The organism is Rhizobium sp. LjRoot98, assembly GCF_964252935.1.
Classification (GTDB): Bacteria; Pseudomonadota; Alphaproteobacteria; order Rhizobiales; family Rhizobiaceae; genus Pararhizobium.
In genome coordinates this window covers 303382-323885 of the sequence record NZ_CAXUPW020000003.1, presented here as the reverse complement: position 1 = coordinate 323885, position 20504 = coordinate 303382, and the positions used below count along the sequence as shown (strand labels likewise).

Genomic DNA, 20504 nt, shown 5'->3' with positions numbered 1-20504 from the left:
TTCACCTCCCCCTTGAGAGGGAGGTCGCCGCAGCGCAGCGGATGGGGGGCGACCTCCGCGAACACGAAAGGCAATTGTGTCTGCCGCAAATCACCCCACCCCGCCGCTTCGCTCTGCTCCCCCCTCAAGCGGCAGATTATCCCCCACTGGTAATTTCTACCCATTTCCGCCATATACAGCGCAACAAACGCAGGAAATGAACGTCATGAACACAACGGTCGAATTCGCAAGGATGAACGGGCTTGGCAACAAGATCCTGGTCGTCGACATGCGCGGCCGCAAGGACAAGGTGACGCCGCAGGCGGCGATTGCGCTCAATGCCAATCCCGACACTCAATTCGACCAGATCATGGCGATCCACGATCCGAAGGCCGAAGGCACCGACGCCTGGATCGACATCCTCAATTCCGACGGTTCGAAGGCGCAGGCCTGCGGCAACGGTACGCGCTGCGTCGTCCAGGCGCTGGCTGCGGAGACGGGCAAGAAGGCCTTCACCTTTCAGACCGTCGCCGGCATCCTGAATGCGCAGGAACATGCCGACGGAACGATCTCGGTCGATATGGGTACGCCGGTGTTCGAATGGGACAAGATTCCGTTGTCGGAAGAATTCTACGATACCAGCCGCATCGAGCTGCAGATCGGCCCGATCGATGACCCGGTCCTGCATTCGCCCTCTGTCATGTCGATGGGCAATCCGCATGCGATCTTCTGGGTCGATCGCGACGTCATGTCCTTCGACCTCGAACGTTTCGGCCCGCTGCTCGAAAACCACCCGATGTTTCCCGAGCGCGCCAATATCACGCTGGCGCAGGTCACTTCGCCCACGTCGCTGACGACCCGCACCTGGGAACGTGGCGCCGGCCTGACGCTGGCCTGCGGTTCCGCTGCCTGTTCCGCCGCCGTCTCGGCTGCCCGCACGGGTCGTACAGGCCGTAATGTCGAGATCAAGGTCGCCAGCGCCACCCCGCCTGGCATCCTCACCATCGAATGGCGCGAGCGCGACGATCACGTCGTCATGACCGGCCCCGCCGAGTGGGAATGGTCGGGCAGCGTCGACCCCACCACCGGCCTCTGGTCGCGTGAGGACGAGCCGCAGACGGGAAGCGCAGCACTTTGAGCGGCGTCGATGTCATAACCTTCGGCTGCCGTCTCAACACCTATGAATCCGAAGTGATGCGAGCAGAAGCCGAGAAGGCAGGGCTGAACAACGCCATTCTCGTCAATACCTGCGCCGTTACCGGCGAGGCCGTGCGTCAGGCCCGCCAGGCGATCCGCCGCGCCCGCCGCGAAAACCCGCATGCCCGCATCATCGTCACCGGCTGTGCGGCCCAAACGGAAAAGCAGGCCTTTGCCGAAATGCCCGAGGTCGATGCCGTGCTTGGCAACGAGGAAAAGCTGAAAAGCGCCTCCTACCGGTCACTGCCCGATTTCGGCGTCTCGGCCGAGGAAAAGCTGCGTGTCAACGACATCATGAGCGTGCGCGAGACAGCGCCGCAGATGGTCAAGCTGATCGAAGGCCATGTGCGCGCCTTCATCCAGGTGCAGAACGGCTGCGATCACCGCTGTACCTTCTGCATTATCCCCTATGGCCGCGGCAACTCCCGTTCGGTTCCGATGGGCGCCGTCGTTGACCAGGCGCGAAAGCTGGCGGACGGCGGCTACCGCGAGATCGTGCTGACCGGCGTCGACGCAACCAGCTATGGCGGCGACCTGCCGGGCGCCCCGACCCTCGGCCTGCTTGCCAAGACGCTTCTGAAGCAGGTGCCGGAGCTCCTGCGCCTGCGGCTTTCCTCGATTGACAGCATCGAGGCCGACAGCCACCTGATGGACCTGATCGCCGACGAGCCACGCTTCATGCCGCATTTGCACCTGTCGCTGCAACATGGCGACGATATGATCCTGAAGCGGATGAAGCGGCGGCATAGCCACATGGATGCGCTCCGCTTCATCGAAGACGTGCGCCGTTTGCGTCCGGAAACGAGCTTTGGCGCCGACATGATCGCCGGCTTCCCCACCGAGACCGAAGAGATGTTTGCCAATGCGATGCGGCTGGCCGAAGAGGCCAATATCGCCCATCTGCATGTGTTTCCCTATTCGCCGCGCGAAGGCACGCCTGCCGCCCGCATGCCGCAGCTCGACCGCGCCTTGGTCAAAGAACGGGCCGCCCGGCTGCGTGCCACTGGACTTCAGCTGCATCAGGCCCATCTTGACAGCATGATCGGAACGCAGCAAAGCCTGCTCGTCGAGAACAATGGCTTGGCACATACGGAAAATTTCACGCTTGCCGCCGTCCCCGGCCTGATGCCGCGCGCTATCGTGCAGGCTGTCATCACCGGCCACAACGGCAAGCATCTCGACATGCAATTGATGGCTGCCAACGCAGCCTGAGTTTACGGAATTCAAATGGCGCTCAGCTTTCTGAAAAAGGTCTTCACCTTCGGCAAGGACAAGCCGTCCGAAGACGAGCCGACTGCGGCGCCGGCAGCCGATGCCGTCATGGACCAGGCGGAATCGACGTTCAGCCCCAATGAGGCCCAGGCGGTCGAAGCCGAGCTTGAGCCCCGCACCGAAGACCTGCCACTGGCCGCCGATCCGGTGCTGCCGGAGGAGATGGATACCGCTGGCGGCCCCTCCGCCGACACCGCCGATGCGCCGGAGTTCAAGACCGCGGACGAAACCTCTGCCGCAGAGGTGGACGATACACCGGCCATTCTGCCTGCTGCCGAAGAGATCGGCGATGTCGGCCTTGTCCCGCTATCGCTCCTGGAAGCGGAAGCCGAAGCGGCTGAGACAGAGGAAACTTCGACACCCCCCTCTGTCCCTTCGGGACATCTCCCCCACAAGGGGGGAGATCAGATTGAGGCTGACGCTCTTTCCGCTCAAGATCGTCTTTCAGATGAAGCGCCGGAGCCAACCCCGGGTCCAATCTCCCCACCTGTGGGGGAGATGTCGGCGCAGCCGACAGAGGAGGGTGAACTCTCCGCGCTCTCGAACGCCGACGACCTTAGCGAAATCACACCGCTTGCAATCTCCGGCCTTGAGGCGGAGATGCGCGAAAAGGCAGAGGAAGGTGACGGCCTCTCCGCAGCATCTGAGCCAGCAGCCGAAATTGCCCTCCCCAAAGGCTTCGCCACCGGCCGCGCGGCCGAACCTGCGCCCGAGGCGCCGAAGCAGAAGCTCACCTGGTTCCAGCGCCTGCGCCAGGGCTTGGCCCGCACATCGTCGCAACTGACCGGACAGATCACCGCCCTCTTCACCAAGCGCAAACTGGATGACGAGACGCTGCAGGATCTGGAAGACCTGTTGATCCAGGCCGATCTCGGCGTCGAGACGGCGCTACGTGTCACCGATACGCTCGCCTCCGAGCGCTACGGCAAGGACGTCAGCGGCGAAGACGTTTCCCGCATCATGGCCGCCGAAATCACCAAGGTTCTGGCGCCCGTCGCCAAGCCGCTGCAGCTCGATCTCAACCATAAACCGCATGTCATTCTCGTCGTCGGCGTCAACGGCACCGGCAAGACCACCACCATCGGCAAGCTGGCGGCAAAGCTCTCCGGTGCCGGGCTGAAGGTCATGCTGGCTGCCGGCGACACTTTCCGGGCGGCCGCCATCGAACAGCTGAAAATTTGGGCCGAGCGTACCAAATCCGATATCGTCTCCTCGAAACTCGGCGCCGATGCCTCAGGGCTGGCTTACGAAGCCTTCGAACAGGCGCGTCTGAAGAAGAGCGACGTATTGATCATCGATACCGCCGGCCGCCTGCAGAACCGCACGGAGCTGATGGCCGAGCTGGAAAAGATCGTCCGCGTGCTCGGCAAGCTCGATCCCGATGCGCCGCACACGGTGTTGCAGACGCTCGATGCCACGACCGGCCAGAATGCGCTCAATCAGGTCGAAATCTTCCGCAACGTTGCCGGTGTCAACGGCCTGATCATGACCAAGCTCGATGGCACGGCGCGCGGCGGCATCCTCGTTGCCATTTCCGCCAAGCACAAGCTGCCGGTCTATTTCATCGGCGTTGGCGAAGGCGTGGACGATCTGGAACCGTTCGAGGCCAAGGATTTTGCCGAGGCCATCGCCGGAATTCCCCATTGACCCGGTTTTGCCTTTTTGCTGATGTTATTGAGATTAACCTCGGCCCGGTCATCCTCGGGCTTGACCCGAGGATCCAGGCAGAGGGCTGAGATGCCGACGAACATACGTCGCACTGCGGATGGATTCTCGGGTCAAGCCCGAGGATGACGACGAGAAAGACGGCCCTCACACCGGGCATGCACCACAATCGCTTTAAGGACGTTCCTATGTCATCGATCGAGGCGGTCAAGCCGCGCAAGGAAATCAGCCCGCTTCTGAAAATGGTGCTGGAGCTTGGGCCACTGGTGGTCTTCTTCTTCGCCAATTCACGCGGCGAATGGCTGGCACGCGAGTTTCCGGCGCTGACCGAACTGGGTGGCCCGATCTTCATCGCCACAGGCCTGTTCATGGCCGCGACCGCGATCGCGCTGACCGCCTCCTGGATCCTCACGCGCACGCTGCCGATGATGCCGCTGATTTCCGGCATTGTCGTCTTCATCATGGGCGCATTCACCCTCTGGCTACAGAACGACACGTTCATCAAGATCAAGCCGACAATCATCAATTCGCTGTTCGGCGTCATCCTGCTCGGCGGCCTGCTGTTCGGAAAATCGCTGCTTGGTTATGTCTTCCACAGTGCCTTCAAGCTTGACGAGGAAGGCTGGCGCAAGCTCACCATCCGCTGGGGCATCTTCTTCCTGGTCCTGGCCGTGCTGAATGAAGTCGTCTGGCGTAATTTCTCGACCGATTTCTGGGTCGCCTTCAAGGTCTGGGGCACGATGCCGATCACCGTGCTGTTCACCCTGTCGCAGATGCCGATCATCATGAAGCATTCGCTGGATCAGGATACGCCGAAGTGACCACCCTGGTACCGGCCGAAAACCGTTCGCCGCGTGCCGCCACCTTCTGGCTTGCCGCCTGCGCCGCTGTTCTCATCGCGCAAATCGTCATCGAATACTGGATGGGCCGCACGCCGATCTGTACCTGCGGCTACATCAAGCTGTTCGAGCCCACCGCCAATGGCCCCGGCAATTCGCAGCATCTGGCCGATTGGTACACCCCGTCGCACATCATCCACGGTTTCCTGTTCTATGGGCTGGCGCATCTGATCCTGCGCGGCAAGCCCCTCGCAGCCAAGCTGCTTCTGGCGCTGGTGATCGAATCCGGCTGGGAAATCCTTGAAAACTCCCCGATCATCATCGACCGCTACCGCACCGCCACCATCTCGCTCGATTATTACGGTGACAGCATCCTGAACTCGGCGATGGACACGGTGTTCATGGCGCTGGGCTTCTTCTTCGCCCGCCGCGCACCGGTCGCCGTCACGGTCGCCATCGCCATCGTCTTCGAGATTTTCACCGGCTGGCTGATCCGCGATAATCTGGCGCTCAACGTCCTCATGCTGGTCTATCCGCTGGACGCGGTGAAGGCGTGGCAGGGGGCGATTTGACGGGGTCGCCGGGACTGAAGGGAAATATTTCCCCGCACCCACTGCAGTTGAACCTTTGGATTGCGTGAGCGCGTCACGATCTCCCTCTTCTCCCCCGTGGGGAGAAGTGCCGAACGCAGTGAGGCGATGAGGGGGCGGGGGTTAGCTGGAGCCATACGACGAAGGTGCCTTCGGCCCCCCTCATCCGGCCCTGCGGGCCACCTTCTCCCCGCCGGGGAGAAGACAACCGAGCCGCAACCCTACTTCCCGGCCACAGCCTTTTCGATCGCGGGATAAAGACCTTCCTTCAGGCTGCGGTCGTCAAACGGCCCGACACGCTTATAGACGATCGTTCCCGAAGCATCGACGAGATAGGATTCCGGGATGCCGTAGACGCCCCAGTCGATGGCCGCCTTGCCGCGCGGATCGACACCGACCGCAGCGAAGGGATTGCCGAGTTCGCCGAGGAACCGCAGCGCATTCTCGGTCTGGTCCTTGTAGTTGATGCCGACCACCGTCAGCCGCGGATCCTTGGCAAGTTCCAGGATGATCGGATTTTCCTCTCGGCAGGGCACGCACCAGGATGCCCAAACATTGACCAGGGTCAGCTTGCCCTTGATGGCTGCATCAGTCAGCGGCGGCATCGCGGCACCCTTGAATGTCGCCCCTTCAAGCGGCGGCATATCCAGAGCCGGCGCCTTGGTGCCAATCAGCGCCGATGGAATTTCACTGATGTCGCGGCCGGACCCGAGCTGGCTCCAGAAAATCGCCGCAAGTCCGGCAAAGATCAGCAGCGGCAGCAGCGCGAGGATGGTGCGTATCTTGGCCGGCCGGTTGGCGTCGGGCGTGGTCGGGGTCTCAAGACTCATGATGCCTCTCCGGCTTGCGCCGAGCGGCGGCGGATACCGGCTGATTCCAGCGCCTGCAATTCGCGGCGTCGGGCGCGTCCGTCGGTCCAGACCCAAAGGACCAGCGCAAGCACGGTTACAGTGGCAATGCCATAACTGGCAAGAACATAGGCAGTGTGGGTCATCATCGGCTCAAGCCTCCCGGCCAGCGCTGCGAGCCGCCTGGCGGCGCATCGAGGTCACCCGGCGGCGCCAGATCTCGTTGCGCATCGCGGCGATATGCAGGGTGAAGAACAGCATGGTGAAGGCAACCGCCATCACCAGAAGCGGCCGCAGGAATTCCGGATCGATGGCAGAACCGCCGAGCCTCAGCACACTTGCAGGCTGGTGCAGCGTGTTCCACCATTCGACCGAAAACTTGATGATCGGGATATTGACGAAGCCGACGAGGATCAGCACGGCCGAGACCTTGGCCGCCTTGCCGGGTTCATCCATGGCGCGATTGAGCGCCATCAGCCCGAGATACATTAGAAACAGCACGAAGACCGACGTCAGCCGCGCATCCCAGACCCACCAGGTGCCCCACATCGGCTTGCCCCAGAGCGAGCCGGTCACCAGCGCCAGAAAGGTAAAGGACGCACCGATCGGCGCGGCGGCCCGGGCCGCAACATCGGCCAACGGATGACGCCAGACCAGCGTGCCGAGCGCCGAAAGCGCCATCACCGAGTAGCACATCATCGACAGCCAGGCAGCCGGCACATGCACATACATGATGCGCACCGTCTCGCCCTGCTGGTAGTCACCTTCGGTGGTAAAAGACAGATACAGCCCAACGGCAAACAAAAGCACCGTCAATCCGGCAAACCACGGCAGGACACGCGCCGCCAAGGCCAGAAACCGGGTGGGATTGGCAAGATCGCTGAATTTTCGAATGGCCAGACTGTTTTCGCTCATGATGGTTCTTTAACGCGCAATGCGCTTCTCTTCAATGAAGGGACAGCAATCACATTTGCGTCAGAGCGTCACGCGTTCAAAGGACGCGTGACGCTTGTCAATCCGACGCAGACCGGAGCGCCAGGGCCGCTGCCAACGGGCCGATGACCGCAAAGAACAGCGTGATGGCGATCAGGATCAAAAGCGGCGGCAGGAAGGGAGCCGGATCCTGGACGGCGGCATAGGCCGCACTGACGCCAAAGATCAACACCGGGATCGCCAGCGGCAGGACGAGGATCGAGACCAGCAGCCCGCCGCGTGGCAGGGTGACGGCAACGGCAGCGCCGGTCGCGCCGATAAAGGTGATGGCGGGCGTGCCGACCAGCAGCGTCAGCATCGTTGCGCCGATGGCAACTTCGTTCATGTTCATGAACAGCCCGAGCAATGGCGCGGCAATCACCAGCGGCAGGCCGGTCGCCGTCCAGTGCGCCAAGCATTTCACCAGCACCGTCAGCACCAACGGCGTCTCCTGCATCAGCATCAGATCCAGAGACCCGTCCTCACGCTCGGCCTGGAAGAGCCGGTCAAGACCGAGAAGAGATGCAAGCAGCGCACCGATCCACAGGATCGCCGGGCCGATGCGCGACAGAAGATTGAGATCAGGGCCGACGGCGAAGGGCACCACGGCAACAACGGTCATGAAGAACAAGACACCGATCAGCGCGCCGCCGCCGGCGCGCATGGAAAGTTTCAGGTCGCGCAGGAAGAGGGAGATCATACGGGTCCCCCCGGAATGCTTGGCCAAGCTCCCCTCATCCGGCCCTTCGGGCCCCCTTCTCCCCGTTGGGGAGAAGGGGGTGTTTGCGGCGAATGCACATGAAAAACTCTGGTATCGATAGCTGGCTGGGATGGACGCAGCCGCAGCGCGCTCCACCTTCTCCCCAGCGGGGAGAAGGTGGCCCGAAGGGCCGGATGAGGGGGAGCCTCAACGCAAAAAGTCAACAGCATCAGGACTCTGCCCCCTCACACACACCAGTAAACCCCGTCATCCGCAGTTCCCTTGCAGCCACTCCCAGCGGCTGATGCGTCGCCGCAATTACGATGCCGCCCGCACCGAGATGCCGCTCCACCAATCCGGCAAACAGCCGGTCCGCCGCCGCATCGAGTGCCGCCGTCGGCTCGTCGAGAATCCAAACGGGGCGATAGGCGACCAGCAGCTTAGCCATGGCCATGCGCCGTTGCTGCCCGGCCGAGAGATAACCGAAGGGCAGATGTGAGATTCCGCCAAGGCCGAGGGCTTCGGTCGCCTCTTCGAGGCCGATACCGGAACCGCCCACCGAATCACCCATGAAGGATTTCCAGAAAGAGAGATTTTCTTCAACGGTGAGCTCGCGTTTCATCGCATTGCGATGCCCAAGATAATGGCAGAGCTCGCGCGGATGGCTGATATCGGCAGTTGTATCGTCGAGCCGGACAACGCCGGATTCGGGCACCAGAAGACCCGCCAGGACGCGCAGCAAAGTCGACTTGCCCGATCCGTTCGGACCGGTGACAATCAAGGCTTCTCCGGCTGCAACAATGAACGAAATATCGTGGAAAATCAGATCCTCACCACGTTTCGCACTGAGGCCTTCGACACGCAGGCGGATCGGCATTCACATTCCTTTTACGACGTTCGTCGCAGCGCAAAAAAATTGTCTCAAATTGAGGACGGATGGTCTGGCACGTTCCGGAGAAATTATCTATAACCGCCCCAACACGCCAGCGGTCGGCGTGAATTTCATCCTAGCGCCGAACTTGGAATGATTTCCACGTACGGACAGCGGAAATGGCCGTACCCGCATCCCATATCGCGCTTTAAATGCGTTCGGGCGTTCGTGCGTCACGTTTTGGCGATCTAACGGAACGGGGTATTCCAGTGTCCAAATCCCTAGACAGTTTCAATTGTCGGTCGACGCTCTCGGTCAATGGCGTAGACTATGTCTATTACAGCCTGCCGAAGGCAGAGGCGAACGGCCTCGCCGGCGTTTCAAAGCTCCCCTACTCGATGAAGGTTCTGCTTGAGAACCTGCTTCGCTTCGAAGACGGCCGCTCGGTCACCAAGGAGAACATCCTGGCCGTTGCCGAATGGCTGAACAACAAGGGCCGCGAAGAAAACGAAATCGCCTACCGCCCGGCCCGGGTGCTGATGCAGGACTTCACCGGCGTTCCCGCCGTCGTTGACCTCGCCGCAATGCGCGACGCCATGGTTTCGCTCGGTGGCGACCCGGAAAAGATCAACCCGCTGGTTCCTGTCGACCTCGTCATCGACCATTCGGTCATCGTCGACGAATTCGGCACGCCGACGGCTTTTGCCCGCAACGTCGAACTCGAATACGAGCGCAACGGCGAACGCTACCGCTTCCTGAAGTGGGGCCAGCAGGCGTTCAAGAATTTCCGCGTCGTTCCTCCGGGCACCGGCATCTGTCACCAGGTAAACCTTGAATATCTCGGCCAGACGGTCTGGACCAAGGAAGAAGACGGCGAAATCACCGCCTATCCGGACACCTGCGTCGGCACCGACAGCCACACGACCATGATCAATGGTCTCGGCGTCCTCGGCTGGGGTGTTGGCGGCATCGAAGCAGAAGCTGCCATGCTCGGCCAGCCCGTCTCGATGCTCCTGCCTGAAGTCATCGGCTTCAAGCTCACCGGCAAGCTGAAGGAAGGCGTCACCGCCACCGACCTCGTGCTGATGGTCGTGCAGATGCTGCGCAAGAAGGGCGTCGTTTCGAAGTTCGTCGAATTCTTCGGTTCCGGCCTCGACAACATGACGCTGGCCGACCGTGCGACGATCGGCAACATGGGCCCGGAATACGGCGCGACCTGCGGCTTCTTCCCGGTCGATTCCGAGACCATCAACTACCTCACCATGTCCGGTCGCGAAGAACAGCGCATCGCGCTGGTCGAAGCCTATTCCAAGGCGCAGGGCATGTGGCGCGACAATGACGGTGCAGACCTCGTCTTCACCGATACGCTGGAACTCGACCTCGGCCAGGTCGTGCCTGCCATGGCAGGCCCGAAGCGTCCGGAAGGCCGCATCCCGCTCGAAAATATCGCTTCCGGTTTCGCCACATCGCTCGAAGGCGAATACAAGAAGCCGGGCCAGCTCGACATGCGCTATGCTGTCGAAGGCGCGGATTACGACATCGGTCACGGCGACGTGGCGATTGCCGCCATCACGTCCTGCACCAACACGTCCAACCCCTCGGTTCTGATCGCTGCCGGCCTTCTCGCCCGCAACGCCGTTGCCAAGGGCCTGAAGACCGCACCGTGGGTCAAGACATCGCTTGCACCTGGATCACAGGTCGTCGGCGAATATCTCGCCAAGTCCGGCCTGCAGGATTCGCTCGACGCACTCGGCTTCAACCTCGTCGGCTTCGGCTGCACGACCTGCATCGGCAATTCCGGCCCGCTGCCCGGCCCGATCTCGAAGACGATCAACGAGAAGGGCCTGATCATGTCCGGCGTTCTCTCGGGCAACCGTAACTTCGAAGGCCGTATCTCGCCGGACGTTCAGGCGAACTACCTCGCTTCGCCGCCGCTGGTCGTCGCCTACGCACTCGCCGGCACGGTCCAGAAGGACCTGACCACTGAGCCGCTCGGCATCGGCAGCGACGGACAGCCGGTCTTCCTCAAGGACGTCTGGCCGACCTCGCAGGAAATCCAGGAATTCATCCTGAAATACGTTACCCGCGCACTCTACGCATCGAAATATGCCGACGTGTTCAAGGGCGACGTCAACTGGCAGGCGGTTCAGGTACCGGCCGGCCAGACCTATGCCTGGGATGACAACTCGACCTACGTCCAGAACCCGCCTTACTTCGTCGGCATGGGCAAGACCGGTTCGGGCATCTCCGACATCAAGGGCGCCCGCGTGCTTGGCCTGTTCGGCGACAAGATCACCACCGACCACATCTCGCCGGCTGGCTCGATCAAGGCAGCCTCTCCTGCCGGTGCCTACCTCATTGGCCATGGTGTCGGCGTTGCCGATTTCAACCAGTACGGTACGCGCCGCGGCAACCATGAAGTGATGATGCGCGGCACCTTTGCCAATATCCGCATCCGCAACCACATGATGGGCCCGAACGGCAAGGAAGGCGGCTACACGATCCACTATCCTTCGAAGGAAGAGATGTCGATCTACGACGCTGCCATGCAGTACAAGGCAGAAGGCGTTCCGCTGGTCATCTTCGCCGGTGTCGAATATGGCAACGGTTCGTCGCGTGACTGGGCTGCCAAGGGCACCAACCTGCTTGGCGTCAAGGCGGTCATCGCCCAGTCGTTCGAGCGTATCCACCGCTCCAACCTCGTCGGCATGGGCATCGTGCCCTTCGTCTTCGAGGAAGGCACGACCTGGGAATCGCTCGGCCTGAAGGGTGACGAGAGCGTCACTATCGACGGCCTGGCAAACGTCCAGCCGCGTGAAAAGCGCATTGCCAAGATCACCTATGCCGACGGCTCGGTGAAGGACGTACCGCTGATCTGCCGCATCGATACGCTCGATGAGGTCACCTACATGAACAATGGCGGCATCCTGCAGACGGTTCTGCGCGATCTCGCCGCCTGATGCATCGCTGATGCTCGAATGAACGAAGCCGGGGCTTTCACGAGCCCCGGTTTTTTTGTGATCGCCGGTACCGTTCGCCTCACTCCAACGTGATTTTCCGTTGACGGAGGACCGGAGTATGAAGGGTGCCGACAGAGACTGTACGCCTGTACAACACCACTGAAATTCTGCTGCCTGAAATGCCAACATCCTTGAAATGCCCAACATCCTGAAATGGAAGTCTGAATGTCTGGATCAAGCACCGTTCGCCACATCACGCTCGCCCTTGGCCTTGGCCTAATGGCGATGCCGGCTGTGGCTGAAGATGCAGTGAAACCGGCAGGCGTGGTAGAACTGTTCACCAGCCAGGGCTGCTCCTCGTGCCCGCCAGCGGATGCAGCGTTGAAGACGCTGATCGACGACGGCAAGGTCGTTGCGCTCTCCTATCACGTCGACTACTGGAACTATCTCGGCTGGGCCGACACTTTGGCCTCGAAGGACAACACTGCCCGGCAATATGCCTATGCGAAGATGTTCGGCCGCAGCGGTGTCTACACGCCTCAAGCAGTGCTCAACGGCCGCGACCATATCAACGGCGCCGATATCGACGGGATCAACAGCCGCCTCTCCGCGATGAATTCGGCGGGACAGGGCCTCGCCGTACCGGTCGCCGCCAATGTCAGCAAGGATGAGATCGATATCAAGATCGGGGCAGGCACCGGCAAGGCCAATGTCGTCGTCGTTTATTTCAACCGGCAGCAACTTGTCGATGTGAAGAAGGGCGAAAACAGCGGCAAAAAGATTTCCTACTGGCACTCCGTCCGCGATGTCCAGACGATCGGCATGTGGGATGGCAAGCCTGCCAATTTCGTTCTGCCGGCTTCCATCCTCAACGAGGGTGAAAACGGCGGCTGTGCCGTGCTTCTGCAAAAGATGAAAGACAGTGAGACACCTGGCGCCATCGTCGGCGCTGTGACTGTCATGGCGGATAAAGCCGCCAATTGACACATAGTCTGGTTCGGCCCGGCAGCATCGAGGGGCTGGGGCTGAGGGTTCGAAGATGCCGGACCGAACCGGCCACGTTTCGCAGGTGCAAGCAGCACCCGATCGACATGGCATCAGGAGCAACCGCGCCCGATGGACGCTTTGGCTAGCCACTCCATTGCTGCACCCGTTTGCGGCAGAAAAACCACAAACAGACATGCAGGCCGGTCACTCGGAAGGACTCCCTTGTGCCAGCGAGCGCGAGTGTCCTTGCCAATTGGGGCGCCGGTTTGTTTGAAATGCGGCAGGCGAAAAAAAGTCTTGGCCGACCGCTTCCGGCTTTGCGGCTTGCATTTCAGCCCCGGTCAGGCAAACTGTTATCGTCCTGTCACAATAAAAGGCCGGAGTACCGATGACTGATCAGCCGGATTTGCCGCAAGGCGAGACCCGTTCCGAAAGGCAGAAATCGTCCGATGTGGTTGTTAATCTGCACGAATACCGCAGCAGCAATCAGGACCAGCTTCCCATCACCTTCCACCGCCGCGAGCTTGATATGATCCTCAGGGTCTATGGCCGCATGGTCGGGGACGGAGAGTGGCGCGACTATGCCATGGACCACTTGCGCGACAAGGCGGTCTTCTCGGTTTTCAAGCGGTCTGGTGAAATGCCGCTGTTCCGGATCGAAAAGAATCCGAAATTGTCATCCAAGCAAGGCGCCTTCAGCGTCGTCAATACGCATGGCATGATCCTCAAGCGCGGTCACGACCTGCAGCAGGTCCTCAAAGTCTTCGACAAGATGCTGAAGCTCATCAAGACCTGAGTTAGGCTTGGTAGAGCGTGTCGGGGTAGATGCCCGGCTCCGGATCGGTCGTCAGCCCTTCGCCGAGTGGCAATTGCATGATGATGGTATCGAGCCAGCGGCCATGCTTGAAACCCGTGCCCTTCATCAATCCGCCATGCTCGAAACCAGCGGCGCGATGGACCGCGACGGAAGCTGGATGGGCACCGCCGATGACGGCGACCATCTGGCGGAATCCGAGTTGCGTACAGCGCCGGATCAATTCAGCCAGCAGCGCCTTGCCGACACCCTGGCCGCGGGCCTCGGGCGCCAGATAGATCGAATCCTCGACCATGAACCGATAGGCGGTGCGCGTGCGGAACGCTGACGCATAAGCATAGCCGAGGAGCACGCCCTGCGCATCGACAGCGGCGATATAAGGATAGCCGTTGCCGGTAATCGCAGAAAACCGCGACGCCATTTCCGGCTCGCCCGGTGGCGTCATCTCATAAGAGGCCACGCCGTTCAGAACCGAGTCCTGATAGATCGCGGTAATCGCGGCGATGTCTGAAAGGGTGGCGTCACGAAGCGTGAAGGGCATGGGCGGACCTGACTGAGAAAGGGCATTCTCCTCTGCCATATCGTATTCGTGCGTTCAAGCGAGTGCCCGCCATCGTTTTCCGGACAACAAAAAAGGCGGCCGAAGCCGCCTTTTCAGATGTATTCCAGTTCCAAGTTATTCCTTGTTTCCGAGGAAACGCAGCATGAACAGGAACAGGTTGATGAAGTCGAGATACAGCGTCAGCGCGCCCATGATGGCCTTGCGACCGGTGGCTTCGGCACCTTCTTCTTCGAAGTACATTTCCTTGATCTTCTGGGTATCGTAAGCCGTAAGGCCTGCGAAGATCAGAACACCGATAGCCGAGATCGCAAAATCAAGCGCCGACGAGGCGAGGAAGATATTGACGATCGAAGCGATGATCAGGCCGAAAAGGCCCATCATCAGGAACGAACCCATGCCGGACAGGCTACGCTTGGTGGTGTAGCCGTAGAGCGACAGGGCACCGAACGAAGCAGCCGTGACGAAGAACGTCTGGGTGATGCTCTGGCCGGTATAGATCATGAAGATCGACGACAGCGAGAGACCCATCAGACCGGCATAGACCCAGAAGGTCGTCTGCGCAGCGGATACGCTCATCGAGTTGATGCGGAAGCTCATGTAGAACACCAGAGCCAGCGGTGCGAGCATGATGACCCACTTCAGCGGGCTCACATAGATCGCCTGACCGAAGGCCGTCAGCTGTCCGTCCGCGAAAGCGAACTGAAATGCAGCATAGGCGGCGATACCGGTGATCGCCAGACCGAGGGCCATCAGGTTGTACACCTTGAGCATATAGGTGCGCAGACCTTCGTCGATTACGGCCCCCGCCTGTGCGCCGGCAGGCGACATTCGGGTTTGGTAGTTTCTAAGATCAGCCATTGTTTCCTCTTTAAAAGCCCCGGTTAAGTTTACGGTGTCGGGCGGTAAGGGCGCATCCATGACGGTGCAAGCCACTTGACCCAGGCGCCGCTGCGGGGCTCCAGCATGCCTAGGGTGAATATGATGTCGAAATACGACTTGCACAAGACCGGCAGCCCCTGGAATCAGCCGAAAAGCGGATTCTCAGGGCTTTCAGGGGCTAACGTTAACGGTTAACTGGGCGCTTAGAGCTCGCGTAGGACGGGTGCGGCCTTCTGACCGAGCACCCGCCAGGTGCCCGCCAGACCGAAACCGACCGTGACGATCAGGGCGACAGCCATGGTGATCAGCGCCACATCCGGCAGGAAAGAGGACGGCAAACTCATGATTTTGCTCACCACGAACCATGCCGCGACGCCACCGGCGAACAGCGCGAAGATCGCCGTCGATAGACCCAGCATGGCGTATTCGTAGCAGAAGGCGCGGATCAGCGTCGAGCGCGTCGCGCCCAGCGTCTTCAGCACCACAGCATCATGGGTGCGCGCCCGGTTGCCGGCCGCAAGTGCACCGGCAAGCACCAGAATGGACGCCACGAGCGCGACCGCAGCAGCGGCGCGAATAGCGGTTGCCAACTGGCCGACCAGCACGTTGATGATGTCGAGCGCGTCCTTGACCCGCACGCTGGTGATCGTCGGATAGGCATTGGTAATGGCTTTGAGGGTGGCCGCCTCCTCCTGCGCCGTCGCACCGGGATCGATCACGGTGGCCAGCCAGGCGTGGGGCGCCCCGGCAAAGGTGTTGGGCGAAAACACCATGACGAAATTGATCGACAGGGATTCCCACTCGACCTTGCGGAAATTGGCAATCCGAGCGGTCAGGTTACGGCCGAGCACGTTGACGGTGACGGTGTCGCCGATCTTCAGGCCCAGTTCACCGGCCTCTTCGGACGAAAACGACACCAGCGGTTCGCCGGTATAATCCGGTGTCCACCAGTCCCCTTCCGTCAACGTCGAATTTTCCGGCTTGTTCTTGGCATAGGTAATGCCCCGGTCACCGCGCAGCACCCACTGGCCGGCGGGCGGTACATTCATCTTCGTCACATCTTGGCCGTTGAAAGCGAGGATGCGGCCACGCAGCATCGGCACCTCGATGACCTTGCCCTCCGGCAAGCTTGTCTGCAGCAGCGAGCGAAAACCCTCAACCTCGGCGCTCTGGATATCGACAAAGAAGAAGTTCGGTGCCCGTTCCGGCAGGTTGCCGGTCAACTCGCGGCGAAGGTTACCGTCGATCAGCGCCAGCGTCACGAGAAGTGCCAGACCAAGGCCGAGCGACAAGACGACCGAAGGCGTCAGCGCGCCGGGACGATGAATGTTGCCGATGGCCAGCCTCAGAGCCGGCGAACTGACCCGCGGCGCCCGGCGGGCAAGCATGGCGACCAAAATGGCGACGCCGCGCAGCACCACAAACGAAAAGGCGATGGCGCCGAGGAAGGTCAGCGAAATCTTCCGGTCATAGGCGGTGAAGATGGCAAGGCCTGCAAGAGCGCCAAGGCAGAGGGCGGCGGCCACCAGATAGGGCCAGGACGGCAAACGAGCGCGCTCGAAGCCTTGCTCGCGGAACAGCGCGGTTGCCGGAACTTCGCGGGCATGACCGAGCGGCAGGATGGCGAAAGCAAGCGAGGTCAAAAGGCCGAACACGGCGGCAAGACCAAGGGCACCCGGATAGATCTGGAACGCCGTCGATACCGGCAGGACACCGGCAAGGAACTGCGCCGCGACAAACGGAATGAGCGCGCCAAGGACGAGCCCGATACCGATGCCGATAAAGGCAATCAGAAGGATCTGGATGAGATAGATGGTTGTGACCATCGAGGCGGGTGCACCGACGCATTTGAACGTGGCGATGACGCCGCGTTTGGAATCGAGATATGCGCGCACCGCATTGGCGACACCGACACCACCGACGATCAGTGCTGTCAGCCCGACGAGGGTGAGGAACTGAGAGAAGCGGGTGATATTGGCCGTCAGTGCCGGGGCCGCATTCTGGCTGGTGCGAACCGACCATCCGGCCTGCGGAAACTTTTCCTCAGCCTGCCTGCGCAGGGCTGGCACGCTGGTGCTATCGGCAACCTTCACCTTGTAGGTATGCTCGACCAGACTGCCCGTCTGCACGAGACCGGAAGCATCAAGCGCCGCTTTCGAGATCAGTAGGCGCGGTGCAAAACCGAAACCGTCAGACAGGGCATCCGGTTCGCGCACGATGGTGCCAGCGACACGAATACGCGCTGTCCCAAGCAGGATTTCATCGCCCGTCTGGATGCTAAGGCGCTCCAGCAGCAATGGCGCGGCAAGCGCGTTGTAAATCCCATTGTTTTCAGAAAGCGCATCGCCAAGCGGTGCCGCCGGTTCGCTTTCCAACGTACCGTAAAGCGGATAGGCGCCATCGACGGCTTTCAGCTCGACCAAAGCCTGATTGGAGCCATCCTGCAACCGCGCCATCGAACGCAGTCCGGACGAGACGGCGACAGGGCCGAGACTATCGACAAAGGCCTTTTCTTCGTCCGTGGCGACGCGGTTATTGAGTTCGAAGCGGATATCGCCGGCGAGCAATTCGCGGCCCTGGCTGGCAATCGAGCCGGTGATCGACTGCGACAGGGAATTGACCCCGGCTATAGCCGCCGTTCCAAGTGCTACGCAGGCGAGGAAAATATAAAAGCCCTTCAATCCGCCGCGCATTTCGCGCAGCGCAAGGCGCAAGGCCAGCCCAAGACGGAAGCCGCCGAAAGTCGCGGCCCTCATGCGGACGCGACCTTGGACAGCGAAGCGGAAACGGATGGTTCGTGACCGGAGCCGGACACGATCTCGCCGGAGCGGACACGCACCTGGCGCGAGCAGCGGGCGGCCAGTGCCGTGTCATGGGTGACCAGAACCAGCGTCATGTCACGCTCGGCCTGCTTGGAGAAGATCAGGTCAGCGACCTGTTTTCCAGTTTCGCCATCGAGATTGCCGGTCGGCTCATCAGCAATCAGCAGCTTTGGCGAGGGCGCGAGCGCCCGGGCAATGGCAACGCGCTGCTGCTCGCCGCCGGACAATTGCCCGGGATAATGCGACAGCCGTTCACCGAGGCCAACCGAGATCAGTTCCCGGCGGGCGATCTCGAAAGCGTCGCGCACATTGGCAAGCTCGAGCGGCACGGCGACATTTTCCAGCGCCGTCATGTTGGGAATCAGATGGAACGACTGGAAGACGATGCCAATGTTGCGGCCACGGAACTCCGCTACCCGGTCTTCGCTCAAACCATGCAGTGGCGTGCCGTCGATAACGATCTCGCCGCTGTCGAGACGTTCGAGACCCGCCAGAACCATCAAAAGCGTGGACTTGCCGGACCCGGACGGACCGACGATCCCAACGGACTCTCCCGCCTCAATGGTCAGATCCATACCCTTGAGCACATGAACGGACGCAGCGGCCTGGCCGAGGGTCAGATCCGCATTTTTCAGTTCGATCATGGTTTTTGCCAAGGGAAACTGTCCTATATGTAAAAATATGAAGGTTGCCGGAGCGGCTGAGTTTTACCGATTTAAGGGCGCAATGATGCGAATAAAAGGTTTCTGTACATTTTTGTTGGCGATCACGGCAATTGTGATCATGCCCGCCATCAGCCGCGCCGAACCGGTAAGCCTCGTCGGGTTCGGCGATAGTCTGATGGCTGGCTATCAGTTGCCGGCGGAAGACGCCTTCCCCGCCCGGCTGGAAAAAGCTCTGCGTGCGAAAGGCCACGATGTGACGATCAGCAATGCCGGCGTCTCCGGCGACACAACGTCTGGCGGCCTGGCGCGGATCGATTGGTCGGTTCCGGATGGCACCAAGGGCGTGATTCTCGAACTCGGCGCCAACGACGCCCTGCGTGGTATTGCGCCCGAGGAAAGCCGCAAGAACCTTGTTGCGATGATCGAAAAGCTGCAGTCGCGCGGGATCAAGGTGTTGCTTGCCGGAATGATAGCGCCACCAAACATGGGAGCGGATTATGCCGCACGGTTCAATCCGATCTATTCCGAACTTGCCAAGACCTACGGCCTTGAACTCTATCCATTCTTCCTCGACGGTGTGGTCGAAGATGCCAAGCTGAAGATCGAGGATGGCATGCATCCCAATGGTGATGGCATCGGCGTCATGGTCGAGCGAATCCTGCCATCTGCCGAACGTTTCCTGCAATCACTCTCAACGGGGGGCTGACGCTAACCAAACAACAACTCTTTGCTTGTTCAGCGCCTGTTAATCCCGTTGGATAAATATTGCAGGTGCGAAATTATATTTGCTTCTAACAGGCAAGCATGATTCGCTGGGTTATCTTCAAGAGATTCGGGGAGCTCGTTATGCCGAGACTTTTCACCGCCCTCGAGATACCGCGTAATGCCGCAATGAGCCTTTCATTGTTGCGTGGTGGTCTTCCCGGTGCCCGTTGGATCGATGTGGAGAACTACCACATCACTCTTCGCTTCATCGGTGACGTCGAAAACCGCACTGCCGACGAGATCGTCGACAAGCTGGACCGGATCGAACGCCCGGAATTCCAGCTACAGCTGACCGGCACCGGCGCTTTCGGATCGAAAAAACCGCATTCTGTCTGGGCGGGCGTCAGCAACCCGCCGGAACTCTACGCACTTCAGGCCGAAATCGAGCGGATCTGCCAACGGCTTGGCCTGCCCGCCGACCCGCGAAAATTCACCCCCCATGTGACGCTCGGCCGGTTGCGGGCCTCGCGGGTTGAGGATGTGGTCAGCTATCTCTCGGGCCGCGGCGGCTTCTACACCAACCCGTTCACCGTCTCACGCTTCGTGCTTCTGTCGTCGCGCGATTCCGTCGGTGGCGGTCCTTACGTGACCGAAGAAGTCTTCCCGCTCTATGAGCGCTCTTCGAGCCTGCCGATCAGCAACATACATCCCTCGAAGAGCATGTTGTAGACAGTCTCAAAGCCTTCCGGCCCCTCATAGTAGGGGTCGGGAACATTGATGATGATGCCCTGGGTATATTCCAGAAACAGGTGCAGCTTGTGCTGCGCATCCAGCGGCGCCATCGCCCGCAGAGTGGCGAGATTGCTGGCGTCCATCGCAAAAATCAGATCAATCGCCTCGAAATCACCTGCATGAACCTTCCGGCAGCGCTGACGCGCAATGTCGATACCATGTTTCCGCGCAACCGCGATCGAGCGGCGATCCGGCGGATCACCAATATGCCAGCCGCCAGTTCCCGCTGAATCGACATCCACCAACCCATCCCCTGCGACATGCCGCAAAATACCCTCGGCCAGGGGTGAGCGGCAGATATTGCCGAGACAGACGAAAAGAATTCTGACAGGTTTCATGCTATTCAACGGCTTGAGGAAAAGGTTGAACCTATCCGCAGCTGCCG

Annotated in this window: 20 protein-coding genes; 10 read left to right on the top strand and 10 right to left on the bottom strand. The window is 60.7% G+C overall.

The window, feature by feature from the left end:
• Positions 1–205: 205 nt before the first annotated feature.
• The 5 genes from dapF to ACSQ3J_RS13385 all read left to right on the top strand — a co-directional run bounded on the left by dapF (position 206) and on the right by ACSQ3J_RS13385 (position 5524).
• Positions 206–1117 carry a diaminopimelate epimerase gene (dapF, locus tag ACSQ3J_RS13405; protein ID WP_060502679.1) on the top strand — a complete coding sequence of 304 codons (912 nt, stop codon included), beginning with the start codon at positions 206–208 and terminating at the stop codon, positions 1115–1117.
• A complete protein-coding gene (gene mtaB, locus ACSQ3J_RS13400; RefSeq protein WP_060502678.1) occupies positions 1114–2388 on the top strand; it encodes a tRNA (N(6)-L-threonylcarbamoyladenosine(37)-C(2))-methylthiotransferase MtaB in 1275 nt (424 codons plus the stop codon). The genes dapF and mtaB overlap by 4 nt, the downstream gene beginning before the upstream one ends.
• 15 nt (positions 2389–2403) lie before the next feature.
• On the top strand, positions 2404–4095 hold the full coding sequence (gene ftsY, locus ACSQ3J_RS13395) for a signal recognition particle-docking protein FtsY (RefSeq protein ID WP_060502677.1): 1692 nt from the start codon (positions 2404–2406) through the stop codon (positions 4093–4095).
• A gap of 206 nt (positions 4096–4301) precedes the next feature.
• Complete coding sequence (locus tag ACSQ3J_RS13390) at positions 4302–4934, top strand: septation protein A (RefSeq protein ID WP_060502862.1); 633 nt, start codon at positions 4302–4304, stop codon at positions 4932–4934.
• A 5-nt stretch (positions 4935–4939) separates the two neighbouring features.
• Positions 4940–5524: a DUF2585 domain-containing protein gene (locus ACSQ3J_RS13385; RefSeq protein ID WP_060502863.1), complete on the top strand. Its 585-nt coding sequence runs from the start codon at positions 4940–4942 to the stop codon at positions 5522–5524.
• A 239-nt stretch (positions 5525–5763) separates the two neighbouring features.
• On the opposite strand, the gene ACSQ3J_RS13380 is transcribed toward ACSQ3J_RS13385, so the two are convergent.
• The 5 genes from ACSQ3J_RS13380 to ccmA form a co-directional block, all read right to left on the bottom strand.
• The gene (locus ACSQ3J_RS13380) at positions 5764–6372 is read right to left on the bottom strand and encodes a DsbE family thiol:disulfide interchange protein (RefSeq protein ID WP_060502676.1); all 609 of its coding nucleotides are present in this window, start codon (positions 6370–6372) and stop codon (positions 5764–5766) included.
• Positions 6369–6539, bottom strand: a complete 171-nt coding sequence (gene ccmD / locus ACSQ3J_RS13375; RefSeq protein WP_200954924.1) for a heme exporter protein CcmD — start codon at positions 6537–6539, stop codon at positions 6369–6371. The genes ACSQ3J_RS13380 and ccmD overlap by 4 nt, the downstream gene beginning before the upstream one ends.
• 4 nt (positions 6540–6543) lie before the next feature.
• Positions 6544–7305 (bottom strand): heme ABC transporter permease, encoded by a 762-nt coding sequence (locus tag ACSQ3J_RS13370; protein WP_037097202.1) that lies wholly within the window; start codon positions 7303–7305, stop codon positions 6544–6546.
• Between the two features lie 97 nt (positions 7306–7402).
• Positions 7403–8062: a heme exporter protein CcmB gene (gene ccmB, locus ACSQ3J_RS13365; RefSeq protein ID WP_060502675.1), complete on the bottom strand. Its 660-nt coding sequence runs from the start codon at positions 8060–8062 to the stop codon at positions 7403–7405.
• 229 nt (positions 8063–8291) lie between these two features.
• Positions 8292–8939, bottom strand: a complete 648-nt coding sequence (ccmA, locus tag ACSQ3J_RS13360) for a heme ABC exporter ATP-binding protein CcmA (protein ID WP_436039297.1) — start codon at positions 8937–8939, stop codon at positions 8292–8294.
• 263 nt (positions 8940–9202) lie between these two features.
• Here ccmA and acnA point away from each other — a divergent pair, with 263 nt between their 5' ends.
• From acnA to ACSQ3J_RS13345, 3 genes are all read left to right on the top strand, one after another.
• Positions 9203–11893, top strand: a complete 2691-nt coding sequence (gene acnA, locus ACSQ3J_RS13355) for an aconitate hydratase AcnA (protein ID WP_436039295.1) — start codon at positions 9203–9205, stop codon at positions 11891–11893.
• A gap of 225 nt (positions 11894–12118) precedes the next feature.
• Positions 12119–12877, top strand: a complete 759-nt coding sequence (locus ACSQ3J_RS13350; RefSeq protein ID WP_060502674.1) for a DUF1223 domain-containing protein — start codon at positions 12119–12121, stop codon at positions 12875–12877.
• A 391-nt stretch (positions 12878–13268) separates the two neighbouring features.
• The gene (locus tag ACSQ3J_RS13345) at positions 13269–13676 is read left to right on the top strand and encodes a DUF2794 domain-containing protein (RefSeq protein ID WP_060502673.1); all 408 of its coding nucleotides are present in this window, start codon (positions 13269–13271) and stop codon (positions 13674–13676) included.
• Position 13677: 1 nt separating this feature from the next.
• Here the strand turns inward: ACSQ3J_RS13345 and ACSQ3J_RS13340 are convergent, their stop codons facing one another.
• The 4 genes from ACSQ3J_RS13340 to ACSQ3J_RS13325 form a co-directional block, all read right to left on the bottom strand.
• Positions 13678–14235 carry a GNAT family N-acetyltransferase gene (locus ACSQ3J_RS13340; protein ID WP_060502672.1) on the bottom strand — a complete coding sequence of 186 codons (558 nt, stop codon included), beginning with the start codon at positions 14233–14235 and terminating at the stop codon, positions 13678–13680.
• Between the two features lie 135 nt (positions 14236–14370).
• Entirely contained in the window at positions 14371–15114 is a 744-nt protein-coding gene (locus ACSQ3J_RS13335; protein WP_060502671.1) for a Bax inhibitor-1/YccA family protein, read from the bottom strand.
• Between the two features lie 224 nt (positions 15115–15338).
• Positions 15339–17891, bottom strand: coding sequence for an ABC transporter permease (locus tag ACSQ3J_RS13330; RefSeq protein ID WP_436039294.1), 2553 nt, complete (start codon positions 17889–17891; stop codon positions 15339–15341).
• Positions 17888–18613: an ABC transporter ATP-binding protein gene (locus tag ACSQ3J_RS13325; protein WP_060502669.1), complete on the bottom strand. Its 726-nt coding sequence runs from the start codon at positions 18611–18613 to the stop codon at positions 17888–17890. Before ACSQ3J_RS13325 ends, ACSQ3J_RS13330 begins: the two co-directional genes overlap by 4 nt.
• Before the next feature lie 73 nt (positions 18614–18686).
• Here ACSQ3J_RS13325 and ACSQ3J_RS13320 point away from each other — a divergent pair, with 73 nt between their 5' ends.
• On the top strand, positions 18687–19328 hold the full coding sequence (locus tag ACSQ3J_RS13320) for an arylesterase (protein ID WP_060502858.1): 642 nt from the start codon (positions 18687–18689) through the stop codon (positions 19326–19328).
• 140 nt (positions 19329–19468) lie between these two features.
• The gene (gene thpR, locus ACSQ3J_RS13315; RefSeq protein WP_060502857.1) at positions 19469–20056 is read left to right on the top strand and encodes an RNA 2',3'-cyclic phosphodiesterase; all 588 of its coding nucleotides are present in this window, start codon (positions 19469–19471) and stop codon (positions 20054–20056) included.
• Here the strand turns inward: thpR and ACSQ3J_RS13310 are convergent.
• Positions 19996–20457, bottom strand: coding sequence for a low molecular weight protein-tyrosine-phosphatase (locus tag ACSQ3J_RS13310; RefSeq protein ID WP_060512051.1), 462 nt, complete (start codon positions 20455–20457; stop codon positions 19996–19998). The genes thpR and ACSQ3J_RS13310 overlap by 61 nt on opposite strands.
• Positions 20458–20504: the final 47 nt, after the last annotated feature.

Excerpts from the sequence above, each read along its gene's own strand:
- dapF (WP_060502679.1), top strand. The coding sequence starts at position 206 with ATGAACACAACGGTCGAATTCGCAAGGATGAACGGGCTTGGCAACAAG.
- ftsY (WP_060502677.1), top strand. The coding sequence starts at position 2,404 with ATGGCGCTCAGCTTTCTGAAAAAGGTCTTCACCTTCGGCAAGGACAAG.
- ACSQ3J_RS13390 (WP_060502862.1), top strand. The coding sequence starts at position 4,302 with ATGTCATCGATCGAGGCGGTCAAGCCGCGCAAGGAAATCAGCCCGCTT.
- ACSQ3J_RS13380 (WP_060502676.1), bottom strand. The coding sequence starts at position 6,372 with ATGAGTCTTGAGACCCCGACCACGCCCGACGCCAACCGGCCGGCCAAG.
- ccmD (WP_200954924.1), bottom strand. The coding sequence starts at position 6,539 with ATGATGACCCACACTGCCTATGTTCTTGCCAGTTATGGCATTGCCACT.
- ACSQ3J_RS13370 (WP_037097202.1), bottom strand. The coding sequence starts at position 7,305 with ATGAGCGAAAACAGTCTGGCCATTCGAAAATTCAGCGATCTTGCCAAT.
- ccmB (WP_060502675.1), bottom strand. The coding sequence starts at position 8,062 with ATGATCTCCCTCTTCCTGCGCGACCTGAAACTTTCCATGCGCGCCGGC.
- ccmA (WP_436039297.1), bottom strand. The coding sequence starts at position 8,939 with ATGCCGATCCGCCTGCGTGTCGAAGGCCTCAGTGCGAAACGTGGTGAG.
- ACSQ3J_RS13350 (WP_060502674.1), top strand. The coding sequence starts at position 12,119 with ATGTCTGGATCAAGCACCGTTCGCCACATCACGCTCGCCCTTGGCCTT.
- ACSQ3J_RS13345 (WP_060502673.1), top strand. The coding sequence starts at position 13,269 with ATGACTGATCAGCCGGATTTGCCGCAAGGCGAGACCCGTTCCGAAAGG.
- ACSQ3J_RS13340 (WP_060502672.1), bottom strand. The coding sequence starts at position 14,235 with ATGCCCTTCACGCTTCGTGACGCCACCCTTTCAGACATCGCCGCGATT.
- ACSQ3J_RS13335 (WP_060502671.1), bottom strand. The coding sequence starts at position 15,114 with ATGGCTGATCTTAGAAACTACCAAACCCGAATGTCGCCTGCCGGCGCA.
- ACSQ3J_RS13330 (WP_436039294.1), bottom strand. The coding sequence starts at position 17,891 with ATGAGGGCCGCGACTTTCGGCGGCTTCCGTCTTGGGCTGGCCTTGCGC.
- ACSQ3J_RS13320 (WP_060502858.1), top strand. The coding sequence starts at position 18,687 with ATGCGAATAAAAGGTTTCTGTACATTTTTGTTGGCGATCACGGCAATT.
- thpR (WP_060502857.1), top strand. The coding sequence starts at position 19,469 with ATGCCGAGACTTTTCACCGCCCTCGAGATACCGCGTAATGCCGCAATG.
- ACSQ3J_RS13310 (WP_060512051.1), bottom strand. The coding sequence starts at position 20,457 with ATGAAACCTGTCAGAATTCTTTTCGTCTGTCTCGGCAATATCTGCCGC.